The 14,219-nt window shown below is 71.6% G+C and carries 12 protein-coding genes; 8 read left to right on the top strand and 4 right to left on the bottom strand.

From position 1 onward, the window contains the following. On the bottom strand, window positions 1-621 hold a 621-nt coding region (locus tag NB3_RS26015; protein WP_067808637.1), incomplete at its 3' end, for a hemerythrin domain-containing protein. 102 nt (window positions 622-723) lie between these two features. On the opposite strand from NB3_RS26015, the gene NB3_RS26010 reads away from it, so the two are divergent. Beyond that, window positions 724-4,755 carry an ATP-binding protein gene (locus tag NB3_RS26010; protein ID WP_067808635.1) on the top strand — a complete coding sequence of 1,344 codons (4,032 nt, stop codon included), beginning with the start codon at window positions 724-726 and terminating at the stop codon, window positions 4,753-4,755. 71 nt (window positions 4,756-4,826) lie between these two features. Then, on the top strand, window positions 4,827-5,279 hold the full coding sequence (locus tag NB3_RS26005) for a nitroreductase/quinone reductase family protein (protein ID WP_067808633.1): 453 nt from the start codon (window positions 4,827-4,829) through the stop codon (window positions 5,277-5,279). 212 nt (window positions 5,280-5,491) lie between these two features. On the opposite strand, the gene yaaA is transcribed toward NB3_RS26005, so the two are convergent. After that, entirely contained in the window at window positions 5,492-6,235 is a 744-nt protein-coding gene (gene yaaA, locus NB3_RS26000) for a peroxide stress protein YaaA (RefSeq protein WP_067808631.1), read from the bottom strand. A 58-nt stretch (window positions 6,236-6,293) separates the two neighbouring features. Here yaaA and NB3_RS25995 point away from each other — a divergent pair, with 58 nt between their 5' ends. Beyond that, entirely contained in the window at window positions 6,294-8,051 is a 1,758-nt protein-coding gene (locus tag NB3_RS25995) for a proline--tRNA ligase (RefSeq protein WP_067808629.1), read from the top strand. A gap of 182 nt (window positions 8,052-8,233) precedes the next feature. Then, window positions 8,234-9,985 carry an acyl-CoA dehydrogenase family protein gene (locus NB3_RS25990; RefSeq protein ID WP_067808638.1) on the top strand — a complete coding sequence of 584 codons (1,752 nt, stop codon included), beginning with the start codon at window positions 8,234-8,236 and terminating at the stop codon, window positions 9,983-9,985. A gap of 62 nt (window positions 9,986-10,047) precedes the next feature. On the opposite strand, the gene NB3_RS25985 is transcribed toward NB3_RS25990, so the two are convergent. Both NB3_RS25985 and NB3_RS25980 read right to left on the bottom strand, forming a co-directional pair. Next, the gene (locus NB3_RS25985) at window positions 10,048-10,482 is read right to left on the bottom strand and encodes a ferritin-like domain-containing protein (RefSeq protein WP_067808627.1); all 435 of its coding nucleotides are present in this window, start codon (window positions 10,480-10,482) and stop codon (window positions 10,048-10,050) included. Next, on the bottom strand, window positions 10,479-11,075 hold the full coding sequence (locus tag NB3_RS25980) for a hypothetical protein (protein ID WP_244892087.1): 597 nt from the start codon (window positions 11,073-11,075) through the stop codon (window positions 10,479-10,481). Before NB3_RS25980 ends, NB3_RS25985 begins: the two co-directional genes overlap by 4 nt. 160 nt (window positions 11,076-11,235) lie before the next feature. Here NB3_RS25980 and rimP point away from each other — a divergent pair, with 160 nt between their 5' ends. The 4 genes from rimP to NB3_RS34500 form a co-directional block, all read left to right on the top strand. Then, window positions 11,236-11,901, top strand: a complete 666-nt coding sequence (rimP, locus tag NB3_RS25975) for a ribosome maturation factor RimP (RefSeq protein ID WP_067808623.1) — start codon at window positions 11,236-11,238, stop codon at window positions 11,899-11,901. Beyond that, window positions 11,898-12,929 (top strand): transcription termination factor NusA, encoded by a 1,032-nt coding sequence (gene nusA / locus NB3_RS25970; RefSeq protein WP_067808621.1) that lies wholly within the window; start codon window positions 11,898-11,900, stop codon window positions 12,927-12,929. The genes rimP and nusA overlap by 4 nt, the downstream gene beginning before the upstream one ends. A 122-nt stretch (window positions 12,930-13,051) precedes the next feature. Continuing rightward, window positions 13,052-13,384 (top strand): YlxR family protein, encoded by a 333-nt coding sequence (locus NB3_RS34505; protein WP_157112008.1) that lies wholly within the window; start codon window positions 13,052-13,054, stop codon window positions 13,382-13,384. Between the two features lie 108 nt (window positions 13,385-13,492). Continuing rightward, a partial coding sequence (locus NB3_RS34500; protein ID WP_174553240.1) for a translation initiation factor IF-2 N-terminal domain-containing protein occupies window positions 13,493-14,219 on the top strand: 727 nt, incomplete at its 3' end.

The following is a 14,219-nucleotide window of genomic DNA, read 5'->3' as shown; positions in this document are numbered from 1 at the left end:
CCCGAGCAAGCGCCAAGCCAGGCGCGCCGGAAGCGGCATCTCGGCCAGGAACTTGCGGCGGTCGGCATCGGACACTCCTTGCAGGATGAAGCCGAGGAAGACCAGCTGGCGGTCCTTGGGCATGTGCTCGCGGCCGCGTTCGCCGAGCGCCTGCCATTCGGTGGCGGTCATGACGTTCTCGACCACGGGCAGGACGTGCCGTTCCTCCTCGGCCATGTGCTCGTCGAGGGCGACGGCGAGCGCGGTGAGGGTGGCGGCGAGCCGGTCGCGGACCGAAGGGTCGGCGGCGGCGGCGAATTCGGCCGCCTCGCGGTGCGCGCGTTCGGTGAGTTCGGCGATCCGCTCGTGCTGCTCCTCCATGCGCAGCACCAGGGCCGCGTCGGCGGGAGCCCGCTCGAGCAGCAGAGGCCACATGAGTTCGTCCTCGCCGGTGTGGTGCTGGTGCAGGCCGTTGCCCAGCTCGTCCAGGAACTCGACGAGCCGCCCGGCGCGGTCGACGTCACCGGCCGCGACCGCGGTGACGAGATCGGGCAGAGCGCGGAAGTGCCTGCGGAAGGTGTTGTGCACGACGACCATGTCGTAGGTGTCGGGGCGATCGGGGGCGACGGCGGTGGTGTTCACGAGTGCTCCTGTCGGTGTCGGGGACTCGGCGAGCATGCGGTCCGTCGCTTGTAGTCCGCTCGAGACGCGCTTAAGAGGTGTCGTCCTTAGACTTGGCTGGTCATGGTTCGGATCCGGGTACTCGGCGCGCTGACCGCGGCGGACGAGCGCGGTGAACTCGATCTCGGCGGTCCGCGGCAACGCGGTGTGCTGGCACGGCTGCTGGTCGCGCGGGGCGAGGTGGTGCCGGTCGATCGACTGATCGACGACCTGTGGCGGGGTGAGCCGCCGCCACGGGCACTGGGCGCGTTGCAGGCCTATGTGTCCAATCTGCGGCGGCTGCTCGAGCCGCGGCGGCCCCCACGAGCGCCCGCGACCGTGCTGATCAGCCGCGCCCCCGGGTATGCGGTGCGGCTGGACACCGAGGCGGTGGACGCGTGGGTTTTCGGCGCCGAACTGGATGCCGCGGCGGGGCTCGATCCGCGCGAGCGGCGGCGCGCCCTGGAGCGGGCGCTGTCCCGCTGGCAGGGACCGGCGTACGCGGCGTACGCGGAGGAGTCGTGGGCGAGCGCGGAGGCGGCGCGGCTGGAGGAGCTGCGATCGGCTGCGCGAGAACAACTCGCGGCCACGCTGCTCGACCTGGACGAACCGGCCTTGGCCGCGGCCCAGGCCGAGGTGCTGAGCCGGGAACATCCGCTGCGGGAAGAAGGGTGGCGGCTCACGGCTCTGGCGCGCTACCGGGCCGGGCGCCAAGCGGAAGCGCTCGCCGCGCTGCGGCAGGCCCGAGAGGTACTCGCCGAGGAACTCGGCATCGATCCCGGACCGGCACTGACCAGGTTGGAAGCCGACATCCTGGCCCAGCGGATCCCGATGCGCGAGCACGTCGTCTCGGCCTTGGCGCACGACCCCGCCCCGGCGCGTGACCCGGCCATACGGCGTGATCCGGCCCCAGCGCGGGACCAGACCCTGACGCCTGACCAGGCTCTAGCGAGCGACCCGGCCGTGACGGGCGATCCGGCTTCGGCGAGTGGCCCGGCCTTGGCGAGCGACCCGGCTGTGAAGCGTGCGGCCCTGGCGAGCGACCCGGTCGTGAGGGGTGATCCGGCCTCGGCGAGCGACCTGGCCTTAGCGAGCGACCCGGCCTTGGCGCATGAGCAGGCCGTGAGGCGTGATGCGGTCCTGGCGAGCGACCCGGTCGTGAGGGGTGATCCGGCCTCGGCGAATGACCCGGGCTTGGCGCGTGAGCAGGCCGTGAGGGGTGATCCGCCCTTTGCGAATGACCTGGGCTTGGCGCGCGAGCAGGTCGCGAGACGTGATCCGATCCTGGCGAGCGACTCGGCCTTAGCCCGTGAGCAGGCCTCGGAGCGTGAGCGGCCCCGCGCGAGCAACCCTGCCGTGGGGCGTGACCAGGCCCCGGTGAGCGACCCGGTCGTGAGGGGTGATCCGGCCTCTGCGAATGACCTGGGCTTGGCGCGTGAGCAGGTCGTGAGGCGTGATGCGGTCCTGGCGAGCGACTCGGCCTTGGCCCGTGAGCAGGCCTTGGAGCGTGAGCGGCCCCGCGCGAGCAACCCTGCCGTGGGGCGTGACCAGGCCCCGGTGAACGACCCGGCCTCGGCGAGCGACCCGGGCTTGGCGCGTGATCCGGTCTTGGCGCGCGACCCGGTTCCGGAGGCCCAAGGCGGCGGGGCAGGCGCGGGGCTGTTCGGGCGCGCCGCGGAACTCACCGCGTTGTATGCGGCCGCCCAGGGCGAGGGGCCCCGGGCAGCGACCCTGGTGGGTGAGGCGGGCAGCGGGAAATCGACCGTGCTGCACCACATTCGCGCCGCGCTGCGGGACGCCGGATTTCGGGTGGTGCTCGGCCGCTGCCCGGAGGACGAAGCCGCGCCGTCCGCGTGGCCCTGGGTCGAGATGTTGCGCGTGCTGGTGGGCGAGTGCGACCCCGGTGACCTCGCGTCCGCGCTCGCCCCGCTGCTCACCGACGGCGCCGACCCGCCGCGAGAGGATCGCGCCCACGGGCGTTTCCTGCTGCACCGGGCGGTGTGCGGCTATCTCACCGCGGTCGCGGCCGACCGTCCGCTCGCGATCCTGCTCGACGACGCCCACCGCGGCGACGCCGAGACCGCCGCGCTGCTCGCCGCGGTGGCCACGAGGGTGCCCGCGCTCGTCGTGATCGGTTACCGCCCCGACGAAGTGCCGCCCGCGCTCGCCGACGCCCTCGCGACGCTGGCGACCACCGTCCGCGCGCGGGTCCGCCTGCACGGCCTCGGGCTCGCCGACAGCGGCAGGCTCGTCGCCGCGCTGACCGGAAGCACACCGGCGGACTCCGTGGTCGAGACGCTGCACGAGCGCACCGGCGGCAACCCCTTCTACCTCACCGAGTTCGCGCGCCTGCTACAGAGCGAAGGCGAGGTGGTCACCGCCTCGGAAGTCCCCCAAGGGGTGCGGGACGTGTTGCGGCGCAGGCTGTCCCGGCTGCCCGAGACGGCGGTGGCGCTGCTGCGCCTCGCTGCGGTGATCGGCCGGGAGTTCGACCTCGAGGTCCTGGTGCGGGCCGCGGAGGTGGGTGAGGACGACGTGCTGGACGCGGTGGAGGCGGGTGTCCTGGCCGGGTTGCTGGACGAACCGGCCAGCGGCCGTGGCCGTTTCACCCACATCCTGGTGCGCGACACCTTGCTCGGGGATGTGCCGCGAGTTCGTCGCGACCGGTGGCACCGGCGGGTGGCCGCCGCGATCGAGGAGATCGATCCGGGGGATGTCGCCGCCCTCGCGCACCACTACGGCGAATCGGTGACCCCGCTGACGGCGCGACGGGCCGCCGACTACGCGGTGGCCGCGGCCGAACGGGCCGAGCGGCGCTACGCCCACGACGTCGCCGCCGCCGGATACGAACGCGCCGCCGCCGCCCTCGAACGCCATGTCGGCGCGGACACCGTGGCGGAGCGGGTCGCGATGCTGTGCCGCGCCGGGCGCAGTCACCTCGCCGGTGGGGCGGGCCTCGCCGCGCGCGCCGCTCGCGACCGCGCCGCGGCGCTGGCCGAGGAAGCGGGCAGGCCCGACCTGCTGGTGCGGGCGTTCACCGCGTGGGACACCCCGACACCGTGGATGAACCGGCTCTACGGTGTGGTCGAGCACCAGGTGGTCGCGCGGCTAGAGGACGCGCTGCGCTTTCCCGGCCTCACCCCCGCCGGCCGGTGCCGGTTGCTGGTCACCCTGGTCGACGAGATCAGCGGCGAGGCCGGTGAACGGGCCGCCCGCGCCGCCGCCGAAGCCGAGACGATCGCCCGCGAGCTCGGCGACGACACCCTGCTCGCTCCGGCGCTGCAAGCCAGGGCCTCGCTCTACGACACCCCCGAGCGTGACAGGCTCGGTGCGGAGCTGATCGAGATCGGCCTGCGCACCGAAGACAGCGCCTACCTCGTTCTGGGACATACCATTTCGGTGCAGGCCGCCGCCTTCGCGGCAGACCTCGCCGCCGTCCGCGAGCACCTCGACGCGGCCACTGTGCTGGCCGACCGCTACCAGTGGCGCCAAGCGCAGGTGGCCAACACCATGGCGCGCGGGCTTCTGGCGCTGGCGTCCGGGGACGCGGACGCCGCCGAGCGGCACTACCTGCGGGCCAACGAAATGCTCACTCGCGCGGGAATTCTCAATGCGGGCGGGATCCTGCTCATGGCGGTGTTCGCGGTGCGGTGGCAGCAGGGTCGGGCGGGGGAGCTGGCCGGTCTGGTCGACGGATTCGCCGGGAGCGCTCCCCAGGCGTCCGTGGACGCCACGGTGGACTTCCAAGTGCTGGCCCTGCTCGCCGGGGGCGATCGCGCGGCGGCCGAGCGGGTCCGGCGTCGCGCTCGACCGGTCCGCCACGATCTGTTCCGTTCGCTGTTCCTCACCTTGCGCGGCATGACGGTCGCGGCGCTGGGCACACCGCAGGAGGCGGGCGCGCTCTACCGTGACCTGCTGCCCTACCGCGATCGGCTCGGCGGCGCCGACACCGGCTCCTACGTCGTCGGCCCGGTCGACACGGTGCTCGGCGACCTGGCCGCGCGGCGTGGCGAGCCAGGGTCGGCCGCCGAGCACTACCGGGCCGCCCTGCGCGTCGCCCGGCTCTGCGGCAATCCCGTCTGGATCGCCGCGGCACGCGAGCGACTCGACCGCTGACCGGTCACTGGTCGTTCACAAGCCGAACCCGGACCGTTGTCCTCGACCGTCCAACCGACCGAGGAGCACCCATGCCGGACGCCCGCCGCACCGCCACCGACCTGTACCTGAAGACCGTGACCACCCTGCATCGCACGCTGCTCGACGTCACCGCGGGCCGGGTCGGCACCCGCTTCAAGAACATGCCGACCCTGACGCTCACCACCACCGGCAGGCGCAGCGGGCTGCCGCGCACCGTCGTCCTCACCGTCCCGGTCGTGGACGGCGACAGCTACCTGATCGTGGCCTCCCGGGGCGGGGACGACATCTCTCCCGACTGGTTCCACAACTTGCGCGCCCATCCCGAGGTCGAAGTGTCGTTCCAGCACGGACCTACCCGGACGATGACCGCGCACGTGCTCACCGCGGCGGAACGCGGGCGACGGTGGCCGGAGGTCGTCGCGGCCTACCCCGGCTACGAGACCTACCAGAAGCGGACGACCCGCCGCATCCCCCTCGTTTTGTTGACGCCGCACGGCATGTGAGGCGGCTGGCGTTCGCCCTTTCCACTCGCCACGCTTACGCCTCGTGGTGCCGGAGGTCTCGGTAGATGTCCCGATCGCCGTACGGTTGTCGCGCGCACGCGGTTGCGTGCGATCGTGCCATGACGGTGGAGGAACGTTTGCAGGCTCGCTGGACCGAGCCGGTGGGGGAACAGTCCGGTGCGCCGCGTTCACCACGCAACAGCCGGACGCGCTCAGGTGATGATCAAAAGCTCCGTCGGCGAGGCGACCTCGGCTCGCAACCCCGCTTTGGCCGCCACCCGCGCGACGCCGCGCACGTCGGCCGGTTCGGCTCTGGTGAGCACGAGGGCGCGCGCAAGCAGACCCTTGTGGTGCTTGTTGAAATGACTCACCACCGTCCGTGACCCGTCCGGATGCTCGGTGAGCACGTTGGCGGTGATCGCGCCCGGCACCCGCCCGAGCTGCTGATAGGTCCCCGAGCGCAGGTCGACGACGAGCTCGCCCGCCGCCTCCGCGTGCAGCGCCGCGGGCAACTCGTCGCGCCAGACGGCCGAAAGCGTCGGCAGGCCGGGCAGTTTCGAGCCGCCGGACAGGCGGTAGGCGGGAATCGGGTCACCCGCGCGGACCGCGCCGAACAGCGCGGAGCCGATGCCGAGCCGGGCGTACGCCTTGGCCCGCTGGACCTTGGTGAACGAGCGCGCGTCGAGCGCGTCGTAGAGGACGCCGGTGTAGCGCTCCAGCGCGGGACGGGTCGGGGCGGTGCGCAACGCGGCGTTGCGGGCGATCTCGCCGTCGGCGCCCTTGCCGAGGCCGAGCGCGGCGCGGGAGCGTTCCGGGTCGGCCGCCAACCGCACCACTTCCTCGATCAGGCGGGCGCGCACCGCCATGAGCTGCGGCATCGCCAGTGCGTCCAGGGCGAGCGGCGCCCCCGCGCCGCCGTCGGACTTGGTTTCGGAGGGAGGCAGCAGCACCAGCACGAACGAATACGGTAATGCGCTGGGACCAGCGTTCGGCCAGCGACTACCCTGTGCTTCCGTGATCACCCGCCTCTCCCGCCTGTTCCTGCGCACTCTCCGCGACGATCCCGCCGATGCGGAGGTGCCCAGCCACAAACTTCTGGTCCGTGCCGGCTACGTGCGCCGCGTCGCTCCGGGTGTGTACTCGTGGCTGCCGCTGGGCCTGCGCGTACTGCGCAAGGTCGAGGACGTGGTGCGCGCGGAGATGGACGCGATCGGCGCCCAGGAGATCTCGCTGCCCGCGCTGCTGCCGCGCGAACCGTACGAGACCACCAACCGGTGGACCGAGTACGGCGACGGCCTGTTCCGGCTGCGCGACCGCAAGGGCGCGGACTACCTGCTCGGCCCCACCCACGAGGAGCTGTTCGCGCTCACCGTGAAGGGCGAGTACAGCTCCTACAAGGACCTGCCGGTCACGCTCTACCAGATCCAGACCAAATACCGCGACGAGGAGCGTCCGCGCGCGGGCATCCTGCGCGGGCGCGAGTTCGTGATGAAGGACTCCTACTCCTTCGACCTGGACGAGGACGGCCTGAAGGCCAGCTACCACGCGCACCGCCAGGCCTACCAGCGCATCTTCGACCGGCTGCGGGTCAAGTACGTCATCGTGGCCGCCACCTCGGGCGCGATGGGCGGCAGCGCCTCGGAGGAGTTCCTGGCCGACAGCCCGATCGGCGAGGACACCTACGTGCGCTGCCCGGAGTCCGGCTACGCGGCCAATGTGGAGGCGGTGGTCACGCCCGCGCCCGAACCGCTGCCGATCGAAGGGCAGCCCGAGGCCGTCGTGCACGACACCCCCGACACCCCGACCATCGCGACGCTGGTGGACTGGGCCAACGCCGCGGGCATCGCCGAGCGCTACGGCCGCCCGGTCACCGCGGCCGACACCTTGAAGAACGTGATGGTCAAGCTGCGCCACCCGGACGGCAAGACCGAGATCGTCGGCATCGGCATCCCCGGTGACCGTGAGGTCGACGACAAGCGTCTCGGCGCATCGGTCGAACCGGCCGAGGTCGAACTGCTCACCGACGCCGACTTCGCGGAGAACCCGTTCCTGGTCAAGGGCTACATCGGCCCGAAGGCACTGCAGGCCAACGGCGTTCGGTACCTGGTCGACCCGCGCGTCGGCACCGGAACCAGCTGGATCACCGGCGCCGACGAGCCGGGCAAGCACGTCGTCGGCCTGGTCGCGGGCCGCGACTTCACCCCCGACGGCACCATCGAGGCCGCCGAGGTCCGCGACGGCGATCCCTCGCCCGACGGGCGCGGCACCTTGGTGGCGGCGCGCGGCATCGAGATCGGCCACATCTTCCAGCTCGGCAACAAGTACACCGACGCGTTCGAGGTGGACGTGCTCGGCGAGAACGGCAAGCCGGTGCGGCTGACCATGGGCTCCTACGGCATCGGCGTCTCGCGCATGGTCGCGGTGATCGCCGAGCAGCAGCACGACGAGAAGGGCCTGCGCTGGCCCGCGGCGGTCGCGCCCTACGACGTGCACGTCGTCATCGCGAACAAGGACGACGCGGCGCGCGCCGGCGCCGAAGAAGTGGTGTCCGGCCTGCACGCGCAGGGTTTGGATGTGCTCTTCGACGACCGCACCGCCTCGCCGGGGGTGAAGTTCAAGGACGCCGAGTTGCTCGGTATGCCGCTGGTGCTGGTGATCGGCCGGGGCTGGGCCGAGGGCAAGGTCGAACTGCGCGACCGCTTCACCGGCGAGACCGAGGAACTTCCCGCCGCCTCCGCGGTGGACGCGGTGGTGGCAAAGGTTCGCGGCTGAGCTGCTTTCCCGAACGGCCCTCGGCGGAATCCGCTGGGGGCCGTTCGCATCGGCGCTAGAGGGGCACGGCGTCGGCTGTGCTCGCGATCGCGGCGGACCTACGCGACCGTAACCTGAATTCGCTGGTCACAGATCCGCAGACCTCGTCCACGCTGCTGTTACCCGCTGGTAAGTTAACCGGCATGACAAACACCGACGTGCGGTTGTTCAACCCCGCCACCTATGACCCGCAGCAGTTCGACGCCGAGACGCGGCGCCTGTTGCGCGCCACGATCGAGTGGTTCGAGGGGCGGGGCAAACAGCGTCTGCTCGCCGACGACGCGAACGCGGTGTGGACCGCGGACTTCCTCGACTTCGTGAAGAAGGAGAAGCTGTTCGCCACCTTCCTGACCCCGGCGGCGTACGCCGACGGCGACCCCGACCGCCGCTGGGACGCGGCGCGCAACGCCGCGCTGTCGGAGATCTTCGGCTTCTACGGCCTGGCGTACTGGTACGCCGAGCAGGTCACCATCCTCGGTCTGGGCCCGATCTGGCAGAGCGACAACGAGGCGGCCAAGAAGCGCGCGGCCGCCGACCTGGCCGCGGGCGAAGTGATGGCGTTCGGCCTGTCCGAGCAGACCCACGGCGCCGACATCTACAACACCGACCTGGTGCTCACCCCGACCGAGCCGGGCAGCGCGGACGCCGAAGCCGGAATCCTGTTCCGCGCCGATGGCGAGAAGTACTACATCGGCAACGGCAACGTGGCGAGCATGGTGTCGGTGTTCTCCCGCCGCGCCGACCTCGAAGGCGCCGACGCGTACGTCTGGTTCGCCGCCGACTCCAGGCACGAGAACTACCACCTGCTCGGCAACGTCGTGCACCAGCAGATGTACGTGAGCACCTTCCGGCTGGAGAACTACCCGGTGCGCGCCGAGGACATCCTGCACACCGGCCCCGAGGCGTTCTCCGCGGCGCTGAACACCGTGAACGTGGGCAAGTTCAACCTGTGCCACGGCGGGATCGGCATGGTCGAGCACTCCTTCTACGAGGCGATCACGCACGCGAACAACCGCGTACTCTACGGCAATCCGGTCACCGAATTCCCGCACGTGCGCGCGAATTTCGTCGATGCCTACGCGCGCATCATCGCGATGAAGCTCTTCAGCGACCGCGCGGTCGACTACTTCCGCAGCGCGAGCCTGGAGGATCGCAGGTACCTGCTGTTCAACCCGATGACGAAGTCCAAGGTGACCTCCGAGGGTGAGACCGTCATGACGTTGCTGCTGGATGTGCTGGCCGCCAAGGGATTCGAGAAGAACACCTACTTCGCCGAGGTGCAGCGGCTGATCAGCACGCTGCCCAGGCTGGAGGGCACGGTGCACGTGAACGTGGGGCAGATCCTGAAGTTCATGCCCAACTATCTGTTCGACCCGCAGGACTACCCGGAGATCGGCACCCGCCAGGACCCGGCCGACGACGCGTTCTTCTGGCGCCAGGGCCCGGCGCGTGGCGCGGGCAAGGTGCGCTTCGCCGACTGGACGCCGATCTACGACAAGCACGCCGATATCCCCAACGTGAGCCGCTTCTACGAGCAGGCCCGAGCGCTGCGCACGCTGCTGACCACCGCGGCCCCGGATGCCGCGCAGCAGAAGGACCTGGACTTCATGCTGACCATCGGCCACCTGTTCTCCCTGGTGGTCTACGGCCAGCTGATCCTGGAGCAGGCGGCGATCACCGGCCTGGACCGCGACCTGATCGACCAGATCTTCGACTTCCAGATCCGCGACTTCAACGCCTACGCCACCGCGCTGTACGGCAAGCCGTCGGCCACGCCGGAGCAGCAGGGCTGGGCCGCGTCCGCGCTGCGACCGCCGGTGGCCGATCGGCCGCGTTTCGACCGGGTGTGGGCCGAGGTGGCGTCCTACGACGGCGCGTACGAGATGCGGCCGTAGCGGTCACATGTCGAGCGAACGGCGGCCCGAGCTGTCCGCGGCCGCCGTTCGCGTAGCCCGGGTCAGGCCTTGCCGGGAAACGCGACCGTCGGCGGGTTCGCGCCGAGGATGGACTGCCACGCGGCCAGCCGGACGGCGGCCTCGGTGAGCGCTTCGACACCGGTGCGCCGGATGGCGATGGAGTCGCCGCGCTCGACCACCGACCGCCAGGCGACCGCGACGTCGGACTCGACCGTCACGGCCAGCCGGGCGGCGGAGATCGGATCGGTCACCGCGAACGGCGTCGTATAGGCCGCGTCCGGCGGCGGCACCGTCGCGCCGCCGAGCGCGAGGACGTCCACGGTGGTGTCGCGGCGCGCCCGGTGCGCCGCGGTGTGCTCGGCGACCAGCCTGGTGCGCTCGGAGGAGGCGTGGGCCGCGATCACCCCGTAGGCGTACACCGCGCCGTATTCGGCGTTCAGCGCGTCGATGAGCGCTCGTCGCTCGTCTTCGGTCATGCCAGCAACACCCCTGTCTGCACCGCGCACGCCGCGCTGATCGAAGCGAGCAGACCGGCCCGGTAGCCGGTCAGGGCGCGAGCGAGTTCGGCCGCCGATTTCTGGGACGCGGTGAGCTGCGTGCGCAGCGTCTCGACGCTCGGCGGCGTGGTGGGCGGCACGGCGCTGCCCGACGCCACGACCGACGGGCCGGACGCGCCCGCGCGGGTGCGGTGCGCCGGTTTGGTGCCGTCGGCGTAGACGCCGATGGCGCGGTCGATCTCGGTGCGCAAGGCGTCGGCGTGTGCGGTGCGCTCGGCCGCGATCGCCGTCAACGCGGCGTGCCGGTCGGGCGCGACGGCGATGGCCGCGCTCGCCGCCGCGGCGTCGGCGCGGGCCGCGACCTCCTGTGCGGCAAGCGGATCCGGCTCGTGGACCACGTCGTCGCCGGTGCAGCCTGCCAAGGCGCCGAGGGCGAGCACCCCGGCCGTTCCCCCGCCCGCGAGGCGTAGCGCGCTGCGACGATCCAGGACGGCGCGGTGGGGCTCGTGCCGGTCGGAGGGCATGCCGGTAGTGCGCCCGGCACGCGGCGGGGCGGAAAGGCGGATGGGCACGGCACTATCGTGCCAGACTCGCGCGGCTGAGCCGGACGAGCGTCGGCCGTGGCGTGCGGACTCCTCGACCGCCGGTCCTTTACACTCTCGTGGCGCGTTACGCTAGACCTTCGGTAGAGAATTTTCCCGCCGCGTCACAACTGAACCAGGAGCCGCCCATATGCCGATGCCGACCGAGGAAAGGGTGAGCCAGCTCGTAGCTGGTCTCGTCGAACGCCGAGGATTCGATCTGGAGGGCGTCGAGATCGCGACGGCGGGCAAACACGTCGACGCGCAGGCTCGGGTGCAGGTGACCGTGGATCGCGACACCTCCGATCTGGACGCCCTGGCGAGTCTGAGCACGGAGCTGTCGGCGCTGCTCGACGACACGGGGGAATTCGGCGAGACGCCCTACCTGCTGGAGGTCACCACCCCCGGGATCGACCGCCCGTTGACGGCGGCCCGGCACTGGCGGCGGGCCCGCGGCCGGAAGGTGCGTGTCCGGCTGCGGGAAGGCGCCCAGCCACCGGAGGGAGCGGCGACCTTCGAGGCCAGGGTCGGCGCGCTCACCGGTGACTCGGTGGCGCTGGTGCTCGGCGGCAAACGCGACCCGCACCTGGTGACGGTGCCGCTCGCCGACATCGCCACGGCCGTCGTCCAGGTCGAGTTCTCCCCGCCCGGCGCGCGGGAGCTGGAACTCGCGGGCGGAGTCGTTCCGGGGCGGCCCGCTCCGGGTGCGGAAGACGCGGTGGCGGTGGACGCCGCCGCGAAGCTCCGAGGAACACCGAATGCATTGTCCGAATCCGTAACAGCGTCCGATTCGCCGACCGAAGGGATCGTGGAATGAACATCGAAATCGAAGCCCTGCGCGCGATCGTCGCCGACAAGGGGATCTCGATCGAGACCGTGATCTCCGCGATCGAGTCGGCGCTGCTCACCGCGTACCGCCACACCGAGGGGCACCAGCCCAACGCGCGCATCGACATCAACCAGAGGACCGGCGTGGTCAGGGTGATGGCGCGCGAGGTGGACGCCGACGGCAACGTGATCTCCGAATGGGACGACACCCCGGAGGGTTTCGGCCGGATCGCGGCGACCACCGCCAGGCAGGTCGTGCTGCAGCGGCTGCGCGACGCGGAGAACGAGAAGTCCTTCGGCGAGTTCTCCACCCATGAGGGCGACATCGTCGGCGGTGTGGTGCAGCGCGACGCGCGCGCCAACGCCCGCGGCACCGTCGTGGTGCGCATCGGCAGCGAGCTGCACGGCGCGGAGGGCTTGATCCCGCCCGCCGAGCAGGTGCCCGGCGAGACCTACGAGCACGGCGACCGGATCAAGTGCTACGTCGTCGGCGTCTCCCGCGGGCCGCGCGGGCCGCAGATCACGCTGTCGCGCACCCACCCGAACCTGGTGCGGCGCCTGTTCGCGCTCGAGGTGCCGGAGATCGCCGACGGTTCGGTGGAGATCGTCGCCGTGGCGCGCGAGGCGGGGCACCGCTCCAAGATCGCCGTGCGCACCACGGTGCCCGGCGTCAACGCCAAGGGCGCCTGTATCGGGCCCATGGGACAGCGCGTGCGCAACGTGATGAGCGAGCTGGCCGGCGAGAAGATCGACATCATCGACTACGCCGACGATCCGGCCACCTTCGTCGGTAATGCGCTGTCACCGTCGAAAGTGGTTTCGGTCACCATCGTCGACCCGGACGCTCGGGCGGCCCGCGTCGTCGTCCCGGATTTCCAGCTCTCGCTGGCGATCGGCAAGGAAGGGCAGAACGCACGTCTCGCCGCGCGGCTGACCGGTTGGCGCATCGATATCCGCAGCGACGCCGCCCCCGGTGACCTGGGCGGATCCGTGCGAACGGAGGCGCATCGGAGTTGACGGGAGTCCGCGAGCGAAGTGCTCGGGATGACAGGTTCGTAACTTCCGAAGGGGAGGGGTTCGGCGTTCGGCGCGTGGCAGCGGTAGAGTGGTCCAAGGTTCAGTCCGAGCCTTCGGTTCCACTGCGCGATCGCACCACCGAGCAGCACCCGGCGCCCCAGCGCCCCGCGGCTCCCGTGCGAACGTGTATCGGATGCCGGAAGCGCGAGCTGGCCGTCGATCTGTTGCGGATCGTGGCTCGGGACCGTGAGACCGGAGACGGCGCCCACGTCATCGAGATCGTTCCCGATCCGCGGCGCAGACTTCCCGGACGGGGTGCCTGGCTGCACCCCCTTTCGGCTTGTCTGCGCGCGGCAGAGCGGCGCCGAGCGATCGGCAGAGCACTACGAGTGTCCGGACATCTGGATATCTCAGCCCTGGAGCATTACCTCGAGAACAGGCACGAGCACTCATGAGCACACCGTGAAGTACCAACGATGAACGTCCATCGGAGATAACCCGAGGTCGTGCGGGCCGCCGTCCCCAGAACGGTGGAGCTGCTCGACCTCTCAGTGAGGAGAGCAGTGGCAGGCAAGGCCCGCGTGCACGAGTTGGCCAAAGAACTCGGTGTCACGAGCAAGGAACTACTCGCAACGCTCAAGGAGCAGGGCGAGTTCGTGAAGTCGGCGTCCTCGACGGTGGAAGCTCCCGTCGCGCGCCGGCTGCGTGAGTCGTTCGCGGCGAAATCCGCCCCGTCCAACGGCAACAAGCCGGGTGCACGCCCCGGACAGTCCGGCCGTCCGGCCCCCAAACCCGCGGGCGCAGGCCCGCGCCCGGGTCCCCGTCCTTCGGCGCCAACTCCGGCACCGACCGCGCAGGAGCCCGCCGCTCCCGCCGCGCGCACCGGCGAATCGCCTGCCGTGAAGCCGGGCCCCGCCGCGCGTCCGGGACCGGCCCCCGCGCCCAAGCCCGCCGCAAAGGAAACGGTCACCCCGCAGGCCGCCTCGGCTTCCGGCGCGAGCGCGAGTTCCGCTCCCGCCCCGGCCGGTCCCCGTCCGACTCCCGGCGGTCCGCGTCCCGGGCAGCAGCAGCGTCCCGGCGCCCCCGCCCAGGGCGGTCAGCGCCCGGGTGGCGCGGCGCCTGGCCCGCGTCCGGGGCCGAAGACCCCGCGCGTCGGTAACAACCCGTACTCGTCGGCTCCCGAGCGTCCCGCGCCGCGTCCGGCCCCCGGTCAGGGTGGTCCGCGTCCCGGTCCGTCGCAGGGTGGCCCGCGTCCCGGCCCGGCCCAGGGTGGTCCGCGTCCCGGTCCGT

Source organism: Nocardia beijingensis NBRC 16342 (genome assembly GCF_001612785.1).
Lineage (GTDB): Bacteria > Actinomycetota > Actinomycetes > Mycobacteriales > Mycobacteriaceae > Nocardia > Nocardia beijingensis.
This window is presented reverse-complemented; position numbering and strand designations above follow the sequence as displayed.

Coding starts and splice junctions, on each gene's coding strand:
- nusA (WP_067808621.1), top strand. CDS start 11,898: ATGAACATCGAAATCGAAGCCCTGCGCGCGATCGTCGCCGACAAGGGG.
- NB3_RS25985 (WP_067808627.1), bottom strand. CDS start 10,482: ATGACCGAAGACGAGCGACGAGCGCTCATCGACGCGCTGAACGCCGAA.
- NB3_RS25990 (WP_067808638.1), top strand. CDS start 8,234: ATGACAAACACCGACGTGCGGTTGTTCAACCCCGCCACCTATGACCCG.
- NB3_RS26010 (WP_067808635.1), top strand. CDS start 724: ATGGTTCGGATCCGGGTACTCGGCGCGCTGACCGCGGCGGACGAGCGC.
- rimP (WP_067808623.1), top strand. CDS start 11,236: ATGCCGATGCCGACCGAGGAAAGGGTGAGCCAGCTCGTAGCTGGTCTC.
- NB3_RS26005 (WP_067808633.1), top strand. CDS start 4,827: ATGCCGGACGCCCGCCGCACCGCCACCGACCTGTACCTGAAGACCGTG.